This is a genomic window from Nitrincola alkalisediminis (genome assembly GCF_009821115.1).
Classification (GTDB): domain Bacteria; phylum Pseudomonadota; class Gammaproteobacteria; order Pseudomonadales; family Balneatricaceae; genus Nitrincola; species Nitrincola alkalisediminis.
The window spans coordinates 12128-29973 of sequence record NZ_VYTY01000007.1 but is presented as its reverse complement, the minus strand read 5'-3'; the positions used below and the strand labels follow the sequence as shown (position 1 = coordinate 29973).

Annotated in this window: 20 protein-coding genes and 1 pseudogene; 2 read left to right on the top strand and 19 right to left on the bottom strand. The window is 45.4% G+C overall.

The window, feature by feature from the left end; genetic code table 11:
* Window positions 1–26: 26 nt before the first annotated feature.
* The 4 genes from F5971_RS11700 to F5971_RS11685 form a co-directional block, all read right to left on the bottom strand.
* Window positions 27–524, bottom strand: coding sequence for a hypothetical protein (locus tag F5971_RS11700; RefSeq protein ID WP_193495057.1), 498 nt, complete (start codon window positions 522–524; stop codon window positions 27–29).
* Entirely contained in the window at window positions 521–895 is a 375-nt protein-coding gene (locus tag F5971_RS11695; RefSeq protein ID WP_193495056.1) for a hypothetical protein, read from the bottom strand. The genes F5971_RS11700 and F5971_RS11695 overlap by 4 nt, the downstream gene beginning before the upstream one ends.
* A gap of 251 nt (window positions 896–1146) precedes the next feature.
* The gene (locus F5971_RS11690; protein ID WP_193495055.1) at window positions 1147–1323 is read right to left on the bottom strand and encodes a hypothetical protein; all 177 of its coding nucleotides are present in this window, start codon (window positions 1321–1323) and stop codon (window positions 1147–1149) included.
* Entirely contained in the window at window positions 1320–1511 is a 192-nt protein-coding gene (locus F5971_RS11685) for a hypothetical protein (protein ID WP_193495054.1), read from the bottom strand. Before F5971_RS11685 ends, F5971_RS11690 begins: the two co-directional genes overlap by 4 nt.
* Before the next feature lie 239 nt (window positions 1512–1750).
* On the opposite strand from F5971_RS11685, the pseudogene F5971_RS11680 reads away from it, so the two are divergent.
* Window positions 1751–2802, top strand: a pseudogene (locus F5971_RS11680) (IS110 family RNA-guided transposase).
* Between the two features lie 506 nt (window positions 2803–3308).
* Here the strand turns inward: F5971_RS11680 and F5971_RS11675 are convergent.
* From F5971_RS11675 to F5971_RS11635, 8 genes are all read right to left on the bottom strand, one after another.
* Window positions 3309–4016, bottom strand: a complete 708-nt coding sequence (locus F5971_RS11675; RefSeq protein ID WP_193495053.1) for an HNH endonuclease — start codon at window positions 4014–4016, stop codon at window positions 3309–3311.
* 205 nt (window positions 4017–4221) lie between these two features.
* Window positions 4222–4356 (bottom strand): transposase, encoded by a 135-nt coding sequence (locus tag F5971_RS11670; RefSeq protein ID WP_193495052.1) that lies wholly within the window; start codon window positions 4354–4356, stop codon window positions 4222–4224.
* Between the two features lie 11 nt (window positions 4357–4367).
* Window positions 4368–4565: a hypothetical protein gene (locus tag F5971_RS18550; RefSeq protein WP_193495051.1), complete on the bottom strand. Its 198-nt coding sequence runs from the start codon at window positions 4563–4565 to the stop codon at window positions 4368–4370.
* Between the two features lie 172 nt (window positions 4566–4737).
* On the bottom strand, window positions 4738–5403 hold the full coding sequence (locus tag F5971_RS11660) for an AbiU2 domain-containing protein (RefSeq protein WP_193495050.1): 666 nt from the start codon (window positions 5401–5403) through the stop codon (window positions 4738–4740).
* Between the two features lie 211 nt (window positions 5404–5614).
* Window positions 5615–6598, bottom strand: coding sequence for a transposase (locus F5971_RS11655; protein ID WP_193495049.1), 984 nt, complete (start codon window positions 6596–6598; stop codon window positions 5615–5617).
* Between the two features lie 125 nt (window positions 6599–6723).
* Window positions 6724–8103, bottom strand: coding sequence for an HNH endonuclease signature motif containing protein (locus F5971_RS11650; protein WP_193495048.1), 1380 nt, complete (start codon window positions 8101–8103; stop codon window positions 6724–6726).
* 243 nt (window positions 8104–8346) lie between these two features.
* A complete protein-coding gene (locus F5971_RS11645) occupies window positions 8347–8688 on the bottom strand; it encodes a transposase (protein ID WP_193495047.1) in 342 nt (113 codons plus the stop codon).
* A gap of 1184 nt (window positions 8689–9872) precedes the next feature.
* Entirely contained in the window at window positions 9873–10094 is a 222-nt protein-coding gene (locus F5971_RS11635; protein ID WP_193495046.1) for a hypothetical protein, read from the bottom strand.
* Window positions 10095–10175: 81 nt separating this feature from the next.
* Here F5971_RS11635 and trxC point away from each other — a divergent pair, with 81 nt between their 5' ends.
* On the top strand, window positions 10176–10610 hold the full coding sequence (gene trxC / locus F5971_RS11630; protein WP_036509976.1) for a thioredoxin TrxC: 435 nt from the start codon (window positions 10176–10178) through the stop codon (window positions 10608–10610).
* On the opposite strand, the gene F5971_RS11625 is transcribed toward trxC, so the two are convergent.
* The 7 genes from F5971_RS11625 to proV form a co-directional block, all read right to left on the bottom strand.
* On the bottom strand, window positions 10603–10920 hold the full coding sequence (locus F5971_RS11625) for a hypothetical protein (RefSeq protein ID WP_193495045.1): 318 nt from the start codon (window positions 10918–10920) through the stop codon (window positions 10603–10605). The two genes, trxC and F5971_RS11625, sit on opposite strands and share 8 nt — an antisense overlap.
* Window positions 10917–11822: a ribosome biogenesis GTPase YlqF gene (gene ylqF, locus F5971_RS11620; RefSeq protein ID WP_193495044.1), complete on the bottom strand. Its 906-nt coding sequence runs from the start codon at window positions 11820–11822 to the stop codon at window positions 10917–10919. The genes F5971_RS11625 and ylqF overlap by 4 nt, the downstream gene beginning before the upstream one ends.
* Before the next feature lie 133 nt (window positions 11823–11955).
* On the bottom strand, window positions 11956–13197 hold the full coding sequence (locus F5971_RS11615; protein ID WP_036509971.1) for a saccharopine dehydrogenase family protein: 1242 nt from the start codon (window positions 13195–13197) through the stop codon (window positions 11956–11958).
* A 56-nt stretch (window positions 13198–13253) separates the two neighbouring features.
* A complete protein-coding gene (locus F5971_RS11610; protein WP_193495043.1) occupies window positions 13254–14351 on the bottom strand; it encodes a carboxynorspermidine decarboxylase in 1098 nt (365 codons plus the stop codon).
* A gap of 176 nt (window positions 14352–14527) precedes the next feature.
* On the bottom strand, window positions 14528–15517 hold the full coding sequence (gene proX / locus F5971_RS11605) for a glycine betaine/L-proline ABC transporter substrate-binding protein ProX (protein ID WP_193495042.1): 990 nt from the start codon (window positions 15515–15517) through the stop codon (window positions 14528–14530).
* Window positions 15518–15545: 28 nt separating this feature from the next.
* The gene (gene proW, locus F5971_RS11600; RefSeq protein ID WP_193495041.1) at window positions 15546–16631 is read right to left on the bottom strand and encodes a glycine betaine/L-proline ABC transporter permease ProW; all 1086 of its coding nucleotides are present in this window, start codon (window positions 16629–16631) and stop codon (window positions 15546–15548) included.
* Window positions 16628–17830 carry a glycine betaine/L-proline ABC transporter ATP-binding protein ProV gene (gene proV / locus F5971_RS11595; RefSeq protein WP_193495040.1) on the bottom strand — a complete coding sequence of 401 codons (1203 nt, stop codon included), beginning with the start codon at window positions 17828–17830 and terminating at the stop codon, window positions 16628–16630. Before proV ends, proW begins: the two co-directional genes overlap by 4 nt.
* Window positions 17831–17846: the final 16 nt, after the last annotated feature.

The window sequence follows — 17846 nt, the reverse complement described above, 5'->3', positions numbered from 1 at the left end:
CACACACGCTTATATAAAATGCGGCATCAACAGTCCGGCCTGCATTCCTCAGCAGGCGAACTGGATTGACTTGGTATACGTTTTTCCACGTTACCTTTGTAACGATCATTGGCACTAGATAAATGATAAAAATTATCTGGCATAGACATCGTTACAGGCCCACCTTTTGTGTATAATCCCAGAAAATTACCACTCCGAAATATAAGACGGCCACTGACAACTTCTGGAGTTTTATATGAGCTGATGTGCGAGGTGGATAAATCCATACAAGCGCTCCAATAATTATCTTCATTACCACAAAGGTTCTCTTTGTAATATTTTATACGTGATTCAGCGACACTTCTGCCATGCTCTACCCCTATCATTGGAAAATAAACCCAAATGAAGAGAAATATGGGGATGAAGAACAAAACAATTAAAGAAAAGTACGATGCAACAAAAGCCATCAGGGACTGCTCTTTAAGGATAAGCCACCGTAATGGCACATAAAAAAGATAAAAAATTGCTTTATTATTTTCTCTCATACTATATATTTTTTATATAATTTTATATTGTGTTTTCTAGGCGCCTGTATTTTTATCTTCTTGCTTTGACCCGAAGATTCCATCCAAATTCTTGAAAGAAGATAAACCGATCCTAATATTGTTAAAAATATCGGCAACTTAAATTTTGCAATTGCAATTATTGATGAAGCCCCTAGCTCTCTGCTTGCAGAGTAAGTCCAGAACAGAACATCAGAGCTTGGTAATGGAAAAAAACCATATTCAAAACCAAATCGATCAATGTAGCCTTCATAGTATGAAAGCCCGTGTATGTATAAAGCGTTGCCCAGCAAACCTGATCCGATTACAACGAGCATGAGACGCTTTAGTAATTTAAGTATCGTATCTTCCATATCTTAATCAGTAATATTCGGTAATCGTGGTAGAACAACCCTTTACTGAGCAGCCCCACGCAGATCCGGATCTGCGGAATATCGCATCCGGATCTTCAGTTATATATTCACGCGTGTAAATCACGCACTCAGTACCAATCAACGTGTATAATGCGCTTACTCACTCTTGATCGCTAAATAGAACAAATAGGGCGGCTATACAGCAGAGCAACCGCATCTATAACTGCCTACTGAACGCCACTCAGCACTTATTAATCCGGCAGCAGTTCCCCTTCCTCCTCAGTTTGCTTTGACTCTCTACTACGCAGCAGTCCGCCCCTGCGCTCTGCATCGGTACTCTGACCTCGTTGGGTCTCCACTTGTGCGTCTCCCTTATCATCAGAGCCACAGGTTCTCATGTTCCATACTAAAGCCTGCTCAGAATTCATGCCGCCTCTATGCCGGTTGCCGCACAGCCCGTTTCCAGCTCACGTCTGTACTCGTCCTGGGAAGACGCTAATTTCCCAGTTTCGACAACATTTTTTACATATCGACACTTCATCGACGGTTCACTTTCGTTCATCTCTTCTGAACTTACCTGACAGTTAATCATACTGCCTTTTTCCCTATCGCTCACGACATGCACTCTTAATACATGCCGCATAGGGCGGTTTGATTCCTGCATCTGGTTGCCGGAACCGAGGGGCCTGCCCTCATCTTTAATACAGCAAGAAAGGGGTTAGCCTTTCGTCATGACACACGAGCGCAGCGGAAATTTTGTCCCTGTGCCTGCGCTTGATACTCATTGAGCCTTCTCCCTCAGCCTAGCCAGATTGGCTAAGCTGAAAGGCGACGAAACCAAAAGGAGAAGACCCAATGAGATTTTATACTACACAACATTCGTATTATTGTGGAATAGATTTACATGCACGGTCTTTACACGTGTGCATTCTGGATGAAACCGGTGAAACCATCCTGCACCGCGAAATCAAAGCACGACCAGAACCCTTACTGAACTTATTAACGCCCTATATCGGCAACATTGTTGTCGGTGTTGAATGCATGCACTGCTGGTACTGGGTTAGCGATTTCTGTGCTCAACATGGCATCGACTTTATTCTGGGCCATGCGCTTTACATGAAGGCTATCCATGGCGGCAAAGCCAAAAATGATCGCATTGACTCCTATAAGCTATAAGATCGCTCATCTTATTCGTGGTGGCAATTTTCCGTTGGCTTATGTGTATCCACCCGAGATGCGTGCTGCTCGTGACTTACTCCGTCGTCGTACCCGTATCGTTCGGCATGGTGCCGATTTAAAAGCGCATGTAAAAAACACCACCAGCCAATACAATTTGCCACCGAATAACCTGGATCTAAAATACCCTTGCGCTCGGGAAGCAATGCGGAACTGCTTTGATGATGTGTTCGTGCAACGCAATATTGACCTGGACTTAAACATCATCGCGTTTTACCGCCATGAACTCAGCTCAATTGAGTGCTTTATTGAAAAGCATGCCAAGCACCACAACGGTCGAGATTACCACATCCTCACCAGCTTCCCTGGCATTGGTCGCATTCTGGCACTGACTATCCTGTACGAAGTCGGTGACATTGGCCGTTTTAGCACGGTACAGGACTTTGCGTCGTACAGTCGGCTTATTAAGTGTAAAGCGGAATCAGCAGGCAAGAGCTACGGCACCCAAGGCAATAAAATTGGCAATGCGCATCTGAAGTGGGCCTTTGGCGAAATTGCTGTGCTGTACCTGCGCGGTAACGAAAAAGCAAAAAATTACCTGTTTAAAACTACAAAAACGCATGAGCAAAGCCAAAGCACTCTCCGCCCTAGCGCATAAGATTGGTCGCTGCGTGTACTACATGCTGAAAAATCAAAAGGTGTTCGATGAAAAACGTTTCCTAACTGGTTAAGTCGTGGGGCAAGGTGAGCTGAACGTCTAACTGGAACACCCTGGCTGATGCTCAAATGAAGATTGGGTTACTATAAGCTCAATCACCTATCTTCTGGCACACAGCCGTAGCCAGATCGTTTGATTAGACACCTTGCCGCCGCGCACTACCATCAGCAAGATGGTTTGCACCTGTACTGAGCCTGAAACTAACTGGCTTTAAGCCCGTCACCTTGAATAGTGCCAGCAACAGGTTAACCGATGAATGTCCCGGCTTTGGCTTCCTGCGTCGCTCTATCGCCTACATCCTTGTAGGCGTGGTGCCCCTGCTACCAGTACGGAAGCTGAAATCAGCAGGCGCTCATTGAGCATGAGATAAGAGAGCCCCGATATGTGTTTGTTGCAGGCTATCGCCTAGCAACCATGATGACAGATGAAGCAGTCTATCTTGCTGATGGATAACAAACTGGCCGCTAACGCGGCCAGAAGAGCGGTTTTATCTATTGACTCCGGAGAGGCTCATATGTGTTAGCAGGACTTGTTAAATATAATAGATTTCAATTCGTCAGGTGTAATAGTATGTCCTTTTCGGTGTAACATTGAATGGCAATTTGGACATACTGGAATTAGATCCTGAACTGGATCAACTTTATATTCCTTTTTTATTTCTGATAATGGCACTATGTGATGAACATGGATAAACTCCTTGCCACGTTCACCATAGGTTTTTTCAAAGTCAAACCCACAAATCTTGCAGAGGTACCCAAATTCATCTAAACAAGCCTGACGTGCTTGAGGGTCTCTTTCATATGCATTAACTGTTATAGTTTTTTTTGCTCCCTCAAAAATCGAGCTTCCACTTCCAGTAGTTTCTTTACTTTGGGTAACTTCTATTTTAACAGCTTTAAAAATATCGCCCTCAACTACCAATTTTCTTTTTTCTATTAATGGATTAAATCCATTGGCTAATGTCTCACCTTTTTTATTCTTCTTAGTTTTAGTCTCAAAAACTAAAAGATCGTATCCATCATTTATTATTTTATATATATGTTTTAAAGAGTGTGAATAACCATTTCTCGACCATGAAGGACTTAAAATCACATCCCCATTTTCTGCATTCAAACTAAAAAGAATCTGCTTTTTTGAGTCATTACAATATGAGTATTTACCTTGAGTTGATTGAAATGAGAGACCCATAACTCGATTAACAAATTCTGTTCGTGTTTCGTTTGACATTTCAATCCCTATTTACACACAAATATTATGATTGGAGTGCGGACAAATTAGATCCAACTAACGAGCCTGTCGAATTACACATTTTGAAATCAAAATACCCAGCATCAACAGCCCGCCCTTTACTATAATCTTTATTTACCGCCCAAATCGATGATCTGAATCACCTATTCAAACAACCTACACTCAATAACTGATGGATTCAAGGTTACTTTATCCGCAACTCTTGAGCTCCACCTTGTTGTTGCCTCTGTGTCGCTATTTTTTCAATATTGTGTACCATGCAGTACATTAACCACTGCGGATTGACCTTGGTTTTACCCCTTAAGGTGAATCGATTCAATCCTTTGTACTTTACAGATTGCCAAACACGGATTCTACCGTGCCCAATCGCTGACTGTAAATCGGCCGTAAGCGCTTCGCTACCTGACCACCACGCTCTTTACGGCGTTGAGCCTTGGCTTCATTGAAAGTGATCGAGTCTGCAAATCTTGGATCACGTTTACGGAACTGATTGGTTTGGTTGTAATCGTAGTGTTTATACCGCGCCACCCCTTGCCACCTCTGAGGTAACGTTTAGTTAACGGATTCTAGCCTTTATTTACTACGTGAGCCAAGGGCTCTGGGACTAATCCGACAGTCTCAACGCCGCGTTAACCAGCCGGAAAATCGCACAGCGTTTTGGTGGTCCCGGTCAGCTTGCTGGCCGAAGTTGAACGCTTTGTTAAGCATTTTTTAAATTTTCAGATATTTTTTGTAAATCAGACGAAACCCTGTCATTCATGGAAAAAACCCCGTCATCGATATCAATAAGCCTTCCATTATAATAAAGCTCCCATATGTATCTATATAGCTGGTCTAGAAAGTGTAAGACCCCTTCTAATTCAGAAATCGTTATTTTTGCAAATAGATCTTTTGTGTTATCAACGGTATCATCATTTAAATGTGCAAATACCTTGTGCCTTACTGGCTGTATCTTGTCATCAAAGAGCTGTTTTACTGCCTTTACTTTTAACCTTATATTTTCAAAGTCTCTTAATGACGGAGTGTAAACATTAGCTTTATATTCTTCAGTCCATAGCTCAGAGCCTTTTCTAACAGCTAGAGATGCTTTAGAAAAATCGTTTATGTTCTTTTTACAGGACCTTACAAGCTTGAATATCGAAATAGATTTTTCATTACAGTCGAATACTCTACCTAAGGCCACATAGTAGCTCATTTGTAGTGTATATTGACTAATGTTCCAGTATGCGGCATTTCTATTAAAAGCAGAGTATGCACTTCTATCTGAAGAAGCTAAATCATGGAATGAGTGCCAAGCACTGTACGACATGATTGCTTTATCAATTTCATTTCTAAAAAGATTTAGCTGCCTGACTAGGTCGCTCATACATTCACCCCTGTATGCTTAATGAGCCTGTAGAAAAACATAATCTCGACGAGTTTTTCCGCCAGAGCCCGATCTATATTATTCATTTTCAATCGCTGACTTCAGTCAGCAATCACGTATTTAATCTGCCTTTTAGCTTTTACTTTTACATACCTTAAGCAATTGCCCCTTCAGAGCCTCATTCAGAAGCCATCTCATCCTGATTTCCGCCTCATCCGCTCAATTCACCGTATTTCGCTAACTTCTCTACATTATGCACCAAACAGTACAATTGCCACTGACCCTGTACCTTGTTTTTACCTCGTAAGCTAAAACGGCTGAGTCCTTTATTGGTGCCAATATTGCCGAACACAGGCTCCACAACAGACATTCGATGGCTATAAATTTGCTTCCCTTTAGGACTATCCACTCGGTGCTTCATCCAGTCAGTATAGGTCGGCGCACGCTGATCATTAAGTGCAATCGTCATCTTGGCTGACTCTGGATCAGTGATATTGCTCTTCACTTCCTTACTGCGCTTGCCTTTACCCATCCTTGGCTGGTTCTGCTTTAAAAAAGCATCGATCTTATTGGCAGCAGCATTCAGTGTTTGAATGGTTTTAGTCTTACGATTATGACGTTCCAGTGATTCTTCACTTTCACAGGTATCTTTTTCTTGATGCTCACTGAGATGATACTGGATCAAGCGCTTGAGCTTGTGACGCTTCTGTTCCAGTTCTTTAAAGGTGCCAGACCATTCCTTGGATGCATTAGAGCGCATCTTACAACCATCAATGGCAAAGAGCTCATGACCCAACAATCCTTGTTGATCACAGATGAGTAGCACTTGTTCAAATAAGGCTTCTATTGCCTGAGCTCGGCTACTGACAAAGTGAGCAATCGTGGTGAAGTGCGGCACGGTGTCGCAAGATAAGGCTTTGAAGATGATATTCGTTTCGCAGCACCACTGGATCTCACGGCTGGAGGTAATGCCCTTTGTGTAAGCAAATAATATAATTTTGAGCAGTATCGCAGGGTCGTATGCTGGACGACCTTCAGCATCATTTTTATAGGGCTTTTGAAAAGCCGATAGGTCGAGTTTTTCAGAGATCAGGTAATGCAGTGCAAATTCAAACGTGCCAGGTTGGATCTGTTCTAGGTAGTGAATCAACACCATCGACATCTGGTTGTAGTCGTAATGCTTGAACTTTGCCATCCCAGAGGCTCCGTTTCCTGAAAGTCTTAACAAAGCATAGATGGAGAGGTTTTTCTACAGCCTGAATGCCGCAATCACGCGATAGTCGCGTGCATTGCATTAGCAGTTGTTCATGTACTTTTACGCTACTTTGCTTCTTTCCAAGGGCAAGTTCCAGCAAACTCCTGTGGATGAAACGGTTTTCCAGTGCCCGGGTTAAATGCGTTTATAATTCGTCTATTTCCTACATCAGCACGTTTAACTCGTCGAGTATAATTACCATCCTCACCACACTCTTCAACCTCTACTTCAAAAACACGGTCCGACCATTCTTTCGATAAAATATCGTCAGCATAGAATCCGATGAAACCTGGGTTTATAGCTAAATCTTCGGGTTCAGAGCGAGATATATGGAATAACTCTATACTCTTACCATGGGGTTCATCAATTTTTCCCCACGAAAAGGGTTTAGAGGTAAGTTTTTGACCGTTTATAAAGTATTCCTGCTCTATCCATAGAGGGTGATCAATCACACGAACATCAAGACTTCCTACCACAAAATAGTTTTGATCAGCTCTCGGCTCTATAGATTTTTTTATAACGTTCCGCGCTCCGATTTTACAGCGATTATTAAAAAATTGGATTCGTCTAAGCTGCATTTGACCTGATCCATAACCGATCCATATACCGGTACCCTCTACCCATGCGCCTTTACCTCCCACCATCCTTACTTCAGACGGTTTTAGTTGCGAAGACCTTTTAGAATCCAAATAAAGGGCGCAGTCACCATGACTAAAGGTTCCATCAATTTCAAAATAAGCTGACTCATTTATATCTTCCCCATATTGACCAACTAAAAAACGCCCTGAGTCAATAAAAACATGAAATGGAGGGAAATACATATCAAGCTTGATAATGGATAATTCAGATTTATTATTATCCTTTATAGCTTCGAAAAGAACTCTTTGGGGTGAGCTTTTGATTGTCAAACGACACCCTACTTGCTCAACATCCCAGACATCAATCGGCCCAATCCACTCATTGTTAACAATTCTAAATAACTCTTTCCCAAGCTGGTCATAAAAAATGCCCGATACTGAATAGGCATCTGTTTCACTAGACTTTTGATATGAAAGAACGTCTACACCATCGATATTTATAATTGACCTAAACTCTTTGAACTCACTTGAACCTAGACTTACAGATAATTCTTTCCCATAGTGAATAAAGAACTCCTGATCTGAGGGGCGCTTTACGAAGGAAGAGTTTTGAATCGAACTATATTTTTCAGAAACATGCTCTTTTGGGATTCTCCCTTTGGTAACTAAAGTGTGACAAGTAGGGCAGAGCAACGCCATTTTGGAAGGATCGTGGGATTTAGCATCGACAAATGGTGGATCAATATGCTCATAAGTATATATTGCAGATCTGCAAATAACACATCCAAATCGACTATTTTGGCGAACAGCTACTTTAACCTTAGAGGGGATGTTACGAGGCAGGCCATGCCTATTGATATTGCTCATATTTTTATTCCCCTACATGACACTTCGGAATTAGTGGGTAACTCGCAATGCTAACGAGCCTGTCGGATTAGACATTTTGAAATCAAAATCCCCAGCATCAACAGCATCAACAGCTCGCGCTTTACTATAATCTTTATTTACCGCCCAAATCGATGATCTGAATCATCTATTCAAACAACCTACACTCAATAACTGATGGGCTCAAGGTTACTTTATCCGCAATTCTTGTACTTCATCTCATTGTTATCCCTGTGTCGCTATTTTCTCGATATTGTGCACCATGCAGTACATTAACCACTGCGTATTGACTTTGGTTTTGCCCCTTAAGGTAAATCGATTCAGTCCCTTGTTGCTTTCTAGATTACCAAACACGGGGTCTACCGTGCCCAATCGCTGACTGTAAATATACCGCCCCATCGGGCTGTCTATCTTTTGCTTCATTTTCTCAATAAGCCCCGGTGCAGCTTTGCGATCACTCAGTGCAAAGCTCACTTGGCGTCCATCCGTTTGATTCACCCGGCGCAGGCACTGATGCTTTAATGGGCAATCTCGGCAATTCTGTCGATAGCCTTGAAAGCTAATCATGTCTTGGTCGGCAATCTTACCCTTAAAGCTTGTTAGGAGGTTCGATATACATCTTCGTTTTGCGAGTAAGTTGCTTGCCCCTTACTTACAAGACGATCCCATACTTTTGTTGCATCACATGTTCGAAATTCGCCGGGGTTTCCCTGCACGGGGCTCGATCTTACAGTCTTTCCGGTATTTCTTACGATATCGACTATAAGCGCTTCCGGTATGCCCTTCGCTATATATGCAGGCTCACGATTGTGGTACATCGCAATTATCTGGAGCTCGCCTCCCACCTCTTTTACCGTGAGCTGGAAAAACTCATTGGATGGAGGCATAGGGTCTGAGTACACCGTATAAGTTGTCTCGTGCCGCAGGGTATCTTCATCAGAGTTGTAAGTGAATGTCCTTTGCGTACCAAATTTATCAGTACAGTCTAGTGTATACATACGTCTTCCTAACGAGTCCGAAGAAAAACCCAATTCTGACAAGTTTTTTCCAGCAGAACCCGAGCTATATTACTCATTTTCAATTACTGACCTCAATCAGCAATCACTTATTTACCCTGGCCTTTTAGCTTTAACTTTTATAGGTCTGAACCAATTGGCCTTTCAGACCCTCATTCAGGTGCCATCTCATCCTGATTTCTGCCATATTCTCTCAAATCTACCGTATTTCACTAACTTCTCTACATTATGCACCTAACAGTACAATTGCCACTGCCCCTGAACCTTGCTTTTACATCGCAGTCTAAAACGACTGATCTTTTATTAGTGCCAATGTTATCGAACACAGGCTCCACAACAGACATACGATGACTATAGACTTGCTTCCCTTTCGGACTATTTATTCGGTGTCTTATCCAGTCAGTGCAGGTCGGCGCACGCTGAAATACCCTGCTAGAAGCGCTTGCTGTATCCATTTCGTCAGGATCTTTCAGGCACACTTTAAACAATTGGTGTCTGCTAATCCCCATATTACTAAGACCGATATCTTCGTGGATTGCTTTATAAAAACCCACGCTACCGCCCTACCCGTGATCCATCACAGCATCCAAATATCCCAACAAAATATCAAACACCCATCCCTAAAAAAACGCTATCAATCATTTGATCCTAATACAGTTAATCAAAAATAACCATACAAAATATATAATCAATACCAAAGGCCAAGCATCTACCCCCAATGCATTTAAGCACACCCTAATCAAAAATCCAGAAAACACCGATACGCTCAACGGAAGAGGTGTGTTGTCGCCACTCAAGACCATCTGTCGCCATGGATGGCGACAGTGAGGCTCCAGGGATGGATTCACGCCGTGTCTGGAGTGGTGATGACACACCTCGGCCCCCTGCTCCAAAACCTCCCAACATCCGCCCCACCAATGAGCAAGACTTTCCACCCCAACCCTTGTAATTTCCCACATCACCCCTATATCAGAGCACATGAATACACCCAACGCACCCTACCAAGGTAAGTCTTAACCACAAATTTTGAGAAACACTATGTCTGAAGCCTACGTGGTCACCTGCCCCCACTGCCATCGAAAAAACAAACTGCCCGCCTCACGTCTTAACGACGCACCCAACTGCGGCGCCTGCAAACAAGCACTCTTCGAAGGCAAACCCTTAAATCTCAACAGCCAGAATTTTGATGCACACATCAGTGCAGACTTACCCGTACTCGTCGACTTCTGGGCACCCTGGTGTGGCCCCTGTCGTCAATTTGCACCGATCTTTGAACAAGCAGCCAAACATGAAGAACCGGGATTACGCTGTGTGAAAGTCGATACCGAAGCCGAACCCATGCTAGGATCTCGTTTTGGGATACGCAGCATTCCGACATTAGTGATGTTTAAGCAGGGAAAAGAAATCGCGCGCCTATCAGGGGCTTTACCGCCCTCTGAATTGGCACGCTGGATACAGCAGGTACTTAGCTAGCAGACTCATCCGGAGCCGCTTGCGCATCGCGCTCAGCGGCTTTACGTTTTTGCTGATTCAAACGACGAATCTTATCCGCCAATGGCCCCGTATTATGCGCCCCACGGCGACCCGCCGCTGCCGCCTTCGCCTCTTTCTCAGCCTCTAAACGTGCCTTCTCATACACTGAAGCCTGCTTCTTACGCTCCTTGATCGCCTTGCTACGACGACTCTCGTAACTTTCGGGATCAGCCAAGCGCTCCTGCTTGCGAGGGGTAAAAACCAACTCGTCTTGATGTACTGCGCTGCGTCGTTTCTTTTCGCGTGTCATAGTTTACCTTCTGTGTTTTCTTCAGCGGCCTCAAGTGCAGCCAATCGTGCCGCTTCTTCTTTCTCTTGCCACTCAGCGGGGGTTTCAAAACTGATACGACCCAGTTTTCCGCCACGCATTTCGTTAATTAAAATTTCGGAGGCTTTATGTCGATCCACCACCCCTCCTGGTCGCAAACAACCACGCTTTCGACCGATCTCATCCAAAATTTGATCCGCCGTATCAGGCAAATCAGTGATCTTATAACGGCCCATCAAACGACCCGCATAATGGTTCGCCATAAACTCAGCCGCAAACGCCGCCACCAACTCATGCTCAATGGCCGTGTCCTTAATGGCACCACTCACCGCCAAAAGATAACCCGAATCGATATCCTCAATCTTAGGCCAAAGAATGCCCGGCGTATCTGACAACGCCATACCATCCTGCACTGTATAACGCTTCTGATGACGCGTAATCGCCGGCTCATTGCCCACCTTCGCCAATTTACGCCCCATCATGGCATTCAATAACGTGGACTTCCCCACATTCGGAATCCCCATGATCATCGCACGTACTGGCCGATCCGCCTTCGCACGCGCAGGCACCAACGACTTACACAAACTGCTAATGCGCTTAATTAACGCATGATCACCCTGATCAAGACTAATCGCCTTGATGCCCTCTTGATCATTAAAATACGCCAACCAATCATCAGTGACCATTGGGTCCGCTAAATCTTGCTTATTCAACAACTTAAGCACTGGCTTACCCTTGCGTAGCGTTTCCACCAAGGGGTTTTCGCTAGAGCGCGGCAAACGCGCATCCAACACTTCAATTACAACATCGACCTCATCCATCACCTCTGCAATTTCTTTGCGGGCTTTATGCATGTGGCCAGGAAACCAGTTAATTCGACTCATGACGCTCTATGGATACTCTTCATTCAAGATAACGCCATTATACACGCCCTTGAAAAAGAACCTTGCTTAATTACTTAAAAAACAAAAAAACCAGCTTCGATTAAAAAGCTGGTTTTTTTATCAAACACAAAACTTAATTAAACGTTAAATCACGATCACCCTGCTCATCACGGATACGCGTGGGCAAGCCCATCTCGTTCAGCAACTGCAAGAAAGGCTGCGGAGGCAACTCCTCAACGTTCACCATGGTGCTCACATCCCAATCACCCTTGGCAACCAGAATTGCAGCCGCAACAGCAGGAACACCCGCCGTGTACGAAATCCCTTGGCTACCCACTTCATCGTAGGCAACTTTATGATCGGCCACGTTATAGATAAAGACCTCTTTATCCTGACCGTCCTTTTTACCCTTCACCAAATCACCAATACAGGTTTTACCTGTGTAATCCGGTGCCAAGGAAGAAGGATCCGGCAACACCGCCTTAACCACCTTTAAAGGCACAACCTCTAAGCCCTCAGCCGTCACAACCGGTTGCTCCGACAAAAGACCTAAATTGTTCAATACGGTAAAGACATTAATGTAATGCTCACCAAAGCCCATCCAAAAGCGCACATTCGGCACCTTCAAATTCGCGGACAAAGAATGCACTTCATCATGCCCAGTCATGTAAGAGGTTTGCACCCCTACCACCGGAAGATCATCCGTACGCTTCACTTCAAACATTTTATTTGAAGTCCACTCGTTGTTCTGCCAAGACCAAACCTGACCTGTAAACTCGCGGAAGTTTATTTCAGGATCAAAGTTGGTCGCAAAATAACGCCCATGACTGCCCGCATTGATATCGATGATATCGATGGAATCAATCGAGTCGAAATATTCACGATCCGCCAATGCCGCATAGGCATTGACAACACCCGGATCAAAACCCACACCCAAAATAGCCGTAACGCCCTTCTCTTTACACAGATCACGACGCTTCCATTCGTAGTTGGCATACCAAGGGGGTGTTTCACAGATTTTTGCAGGATCTTCATGAATCGCCGTGTCCAGGTACGCAGCCCCTGTATCAATACAGGCACTCAGCACAGACATGTTGATGAAAGCCGATCCGACATTGATGACCAGTTGAGACTCAGTCTCTACAATCAGCGCCTTAGTCGCTTCAATATCCAATGCGTTTAAAGCATAGGCGTTAAGACTACCCTGCACTTTCATGCTGCCCTTTTCTAACACACTGGCAATAATATGCTCACATTTTTCAATGTTTCGGGAAGCAATCGCTATATTTCCCAAAATATCGTTATGTTGCGCACATTTATGAGCCACTACTTGGGCCACACCTCCAGCACCAATAATCAGAACATTTTTTTTCATTTCTTTCCTCAACTCCACTTTTTAACATGGGCCGAACAATTTACCCCTCTTAATAATTAAGAGAGGTTCTGGACAAAGTCGTCGAAGGTAAACTCCCTGATCAGCTCAACGCGGCCATCCAACTGGCGTACTGCGATTGATGGCATTTGCACGCCATTAAACCAATTCTTTTTCACCATTGTGTAACCAGCGGCATCGATAAAAGATAAACGATCACCCGCTTTCAGCGGCGCATCAAATCTAAACGTACCAAAAATATCACCCGCCAAGCAGGACTTACCGCACACCATGTACTCGTGCTCACCTTCACAGGGGGCCATCTTGGCGCTTTGCTGGTAAATCAATAAATCTAACATATGTGCTTCGATGGAGCTGTCCACCACCGCCAGGTTCTTACCATTAAACAACGTATCAAGCACCGTGACTTCCAAAGTGGTCGATAAAGTAATGGCCGCTTCACCCGGCTCTAAATACACCTGCACACCGAAGGTTTGTGCAAACTGCTTTAAGCGTGCGCAAAAGGCATCAACAGGATAGCCCTCACCCGTAAAGTGAATGCCACCGCCCAAGCTCACCCACTCAACTTGATGCAAAAGATGACCAAACGTTGTTTCAATTTGCGTCAGCATTTCATCAAAGCGATTAAAGTCGTCATTTTCGCAGTTATTGTGGAACATGAAGCCAGAGATCTGATCGATCACGCCTTCGATTTTGACAGGATCCCACTCACCCAAACGGCTAAATGGCCGTGCCGGGTCAGCAATAATAAATTCAGACGTGCTGACACGCGGATTCACCCGCAGGCCACGCACATGATTAGAAGACGCTTCAGAAAAGCGCTGTAACTGACTGATAGAATTAAAAATAATCTTGTCAGAGCACGCCAAAACCTGCTCTATTTCATCATCAGAATAAGCCACACTGTAGGCATGCGTTTCTTTACCAAACTTTTCTTTGCCTAAGCGCACTTCAAACAGTGACGACGAGGTCGTGCCGTCCATGTACTCGCGCATCAGATCAAAAACCGACCAAGTCGCGAAACATTTCAACGCCAACAGCGCCTTTGCACCGGAATGCTCACGCACATACGCGATCTTTTCCAGATTGCGCAATAAACTTGCCTTATCGATAAGGTAATAGGGGGTTTTGATCATGTCAGCTCCTCGTACCCTGTAATCTGGTCAGTAGACGGATAGCCCTACAGCCAATAAAACGCGCGATTATAGTGGAAAGCTTTCTATTCTTCGAGGAAAACTCTCAATTCATGCATAAAAAACCCTAGCACTAGGCTAGGGTTTTTATATGACATTAACATGACAACCGAAATGAATTAGTTTGCAGCCGCACGCGCGGCATCAACCCAGGCATCAAACGTCGATTGATGTGCTGCAATCCATGACTGCGCATGACGCTCAATTTGTGCAGGGCTGTCTTCGCCATTACGAACCAGCATATTCTGTGCGCTGACATCATTCACAGGCAGACTCATCACCTCAAACAGCTTCGCAGCGGCAGGGTTGGCTTCGGCCCAGGCTTTGTTCGCAACGATACGCATCGAGTTAATATCGAAGCCGTAGTTACGACCATTCGGCAACTCGGTGTCAGTATCATTTGGGTTTGCCGAGAAAGGCACCTCTAACCAAACAACATCGGTACCCGGAACAAGAATGCCCGATACCCAATAAGGCGTCCAGGTGTAATAAAAAATCGGCTCGCCTTGCTCATAACGCGTGATGGTATCGGAGATAATCGCCGCATAGGAGCCTTGATTATGGTTGATTTTGTCTCGGAGATCATACGCATCTAAATGATGCTCGATCACCCCTTCACAACCCCAACCCGCCTGACAGCCCGTTAAGTCGGCTTTTCCATCACCATTGTTGTCAAACAAAGCTCTAATTTCTGGCTTGGCAAAATCGGCGATATTGGTGATGTTGTGCGCATCGGCGGTTTTCTTATCGATCAAATAGCCTTGTGCCGCACCTTCTACATAATGCCCTGCACGGTAAAACGCATCATCACTGCCAGCATTTTCATACATTGTATTGTGCAAAGGAAACCAGTTGACGGCGGTGTAGGTCGCGTCACCATTTGCAATGGCTGTATAGCCGGCGCTGTAGTCGACTTCTTGAATCGGCTTAACATCATAGCCTAAGGCTTTTAGCGCTTCGTTCACGATGACCGTTTGAAAGGCTTCTTCCGCAATAGGGCTGTGAACAGCTTGAACACTTACACCACTGCCCGGCTGAGCCATTGCAAAGCCAGAAACGCTCAACAGACTGGTGAATAACAAGGTATGTTGGGTTCGTTTACTTAGCATTCTATTCTCCTTGGGAGTTTGATAATACCTAGTTTTTAGACTGGGTTTTGAATTGGCGATAAATCCAACCGATAGGGCCTGATTCATACCAGTGTCGTGTTCCGCGCTCACGCGCGTCTCGTCCGAGAGACTGTGTCATGCGATCCAGCAGGATGGCCAACATAACGATTCCGAGCCCACCCACCGTCGCAAGACCAACATCCAGTCGACCTATGCCCCGCAATACCATTAAGCCCAAACCCGGCACGGCAATCATCGACGCAATAACCACCATCGATAACGACAGCATCAGGGTTTGATTCACCCCCGCCATGATTGTGGGCACGGCCAAAGGCAATTGCACACGGTAAAGAATTTGACGACGACTGGCGCCAAATGCCCGCGAGGCCTCAATCAAGTCGGCCGGCACCTGCTTAATACCTAAATGGGTTAAGCGAATAAGCGGCGGCATGGCAAAGATAATGGTGACGATGACGCCCGGCACGCGCCCAATACCAAACAGCATAACAATGGGCACCAAATACACAAAAGCAGGCGTGGTCTGCATCGCATCCAAAATCGGCCGCAACGCACGCGCGAAACCTTCACTGCGTGACATTAAGATTCCTGTAGGAATCCCAATCAAAAGACAGAAGAAAACAGAGGTCAGCACCAAGGCCAAGGTGATCATGGACTCATCCCAGACACTCATGGCACCCAAAAACACCAAGGACACAATGCCGCCCAGCGCCAAGCGCCAGCCAGACACCTGCCAACACACCAGTGCAAAGAGCGCGATCACCACAAATGGATGGGCACTGGTCAGCGCGAGCGTGAAAATTTCAAGCATCCAATCAACAGGTTGCTTTGCAACATCAAAAAACCCTCGAAAATTTTCGACGAGGTGCTTCACACCCGTGTTCACGATGCCGCGCAAATCAAACCATTCCACCTGGAAGGGATCAAGCCATGTATTGGTGATGGGTGCCTGCTCGCTGGATGCAGTCAACCAGCTTGACCCAGACGCTTGCGCATCCGCACTGGGGGCATTCCCCCAAGGGTCTGAGGCCATGGATCTGTCTGCCGGAGGTGCTGCGCTTGACCAAGGATCTGCAGTTTCGGTAGTGGTGGTCATGGATTCGTGCCCTCTTCTCTATCCAGCGCCTGCAATAACTGCGCTCGGGTAATCAGACCTAGGTATTGTTGGTGATCATCGACAACTGGCACGGCACAGGGTGCTTGCGCAATAACGGAAATAATTTCACTTAATGACGCGTCGGCGTTAACTGTCGGCAAATCCAATAAACACGCAGCCATGAGTGACTTACCTGATTTTTCAGCCGACCAAAGCGAGGCAAGGCTTACAATACCTTCAAAACGCCCCTCTTTATCCACGACATAACCGAAGTCTCGATCTGCTTCTTGTAATTGTGCAATCGCCGCCACGACACCGCCTTCGAGGGTTTTGCGGATAATGGTCGATTGCTTGCGACGGCAAATGTCTTTGGCGGTAAACACCTGAGACACATTCACCCCTTGGAAAAAGGATCGAACATAATCATTCGCAGGATTATGCAAGATATCATCAGGGGTTCCGACCTGAACCACCTCGCCGCCTTGCATAATGGCGATTCGATCCCCTATGCGCATGGCTTCGTCCAGATCATGCGAAATAAAGACAATGGTGCGCTGATACTTGGCTTGCAGTTGAACCAACTCATCCTGCATACCTGTGCGAATCAGTGGGTCCAGTGCCGAAAAGGCTTCGTCCATCAATAGTACTTCCGGGTCGATTGCCAACGCACGTGCCAACCCTACGCGCTGCTGCATTCCACCCGACAACTCATCAGGATACGCATGCTGATGCGCCTCGAGCCCGACCTGCTGCAAAGCCTGCAGGGCTTTTTCATGGCGCTCGCTAACCGAAATACCTGCGAGCTCCAAACCAAACGCTGTGTTTTCCAAGACAGACAAATGCGGCATCAGTGCAAAGGACTGAAACACCATGCTGATTTTTTTGAGTCGAACGTTACGCAACGCCTCGTCAGACATGGCGGCAATATCGTCACCATCAAGCAGCACTTGGCCCGCGCTGGGCTCTATCAGACGGTTAAGCAAACGTACCAGAGTGGATTTTCCTGAACCAGACAAGCCCATAATGACGAAAATTTCGCCCGTATGTATTTGGAGAGAGACGTCCTTTACGCCGAGCGCCATGCCCGTTTTGGTAAAAATCTCGTCTTTACCCATGCCTTGTTTTGCCATTTCGATGGCTTTTGCTGGCTCATCGCCAAAGACTTTATATAGATGTTTAACTTCGAGTTTTATGCTCACTCGCCAACCTTAGGTT

What these genes read in the sequence shown, in the direction of transcription:
- F5971_RS11700 (WP_193495057.1), bottom strand. Translation starts at nt 524, where the DNA reads ATGAGAGAAAATAATAAAGCAATTTTTTATCTTTTTTATGTGCCATTA.
- F5971_RS11695 (WP_193495056.1), bottom strand. Translation starts at nt 895, where the DNA reads ATGGAAGATACGATACTTAAATTACTAAAGCGTCTCATGCTCGTTGTA.
- F5971_RS11690 (WP_193495055.1), bottom strand. Translation starts at nt 1,323, where the DNA reads ATGAATTCTGAGCAGGCTTTAGTATGGAACATGAGAACCTGTGGCTCT.
- F5971_RS11675 (WP_193495053.1), bottom strand. Translation starts at nt 4,016, where the DNA reads ATGTCAAACGAAACACGAACAGAATTTGTTAATCGAGTTATGGGTCTC.
- F5971_RS11660 (WP_193495050.1), bottom strand. Translation starts at nt 5,403, where the DNA reads ATGAGCGACCTAGTCAGGCAGCTAAATCTTTTTAGAAATGAAATTGAT.
- F5971_RS11655 (WP_193495049.1), bottom strand. Translation starts at nt 6,598, where the DNA reads ATGGCAAAGTTCAAGCATTACGACTACAACCAGATGTCGATGGTGTTG.
- F5971_RS11650 (WP_193495048.1), bottom strand. Translation starts at nt 8,103, where the DNA reads ATGAGCAATATCAATAGGCATGGCCTGCCTCGTAACATCCCCTCTAAG.
- F5971_RS11645 (WP_193495047.1), bottom strand. Translation starts at nt 8,688, where the DNA reads ATGATTAGCTTTCAAGGCTATCGACAGAATTGCCGAGATTGCCCATTA.
- trxC (WP_036509976.1), top strand. Translation starts at nt 10,176, where the DNA reads ATGTCTGAAGCCTACGTGGTCACCTGCCCCCACTGCCATCGAAAAAAC.
- F5971_RS11625 (WP_193495045.1), bottom strand. Translation starts at nt 10,920, where the DNA reads ATGACACGCGAAAAGAAACGACGCAGCGCAGTACATCAAGACGAGTTG.
- ylqF (WP_193495044.1), bottom strand. Translation starts at nt 11,822, where the DNA reads ATGAGTCGAATTAACTGGTTTCCTGGCCACATGCATAAAGCCCGCAAA.
- F5971_RS11615 (WP_036509971.1), bottom strand. Translation starts at nt 13,197, where the DNA reads ATGAAAAAAAATGTTCTGATTATTGGTGCTGGAGGTGTGGCCCAAGTA.
- F5971_RS11610 (WP_193495043.1), bottom strand. Translation starts at nt 14,351, where the DNA reads ATGATCAAAACCCCCTATTACCTTATCGATAAGGCAAGTTTATTGCGC.
- proX (WP_193495042.1), bottom strand. Translation starts at nt 15,517, where the DNA reads ATGCTAAGTAAACGAACCCAACATACCTTGTTATTCACCAGTCTGTTG.
- proW (WP_193495041.1), bottom strand. Translation starts at nt 16,631, where the DNA reads ATGACCACCACTACCGAAACTGCAGATCCTTGGTCAAGCGCAGCACCT.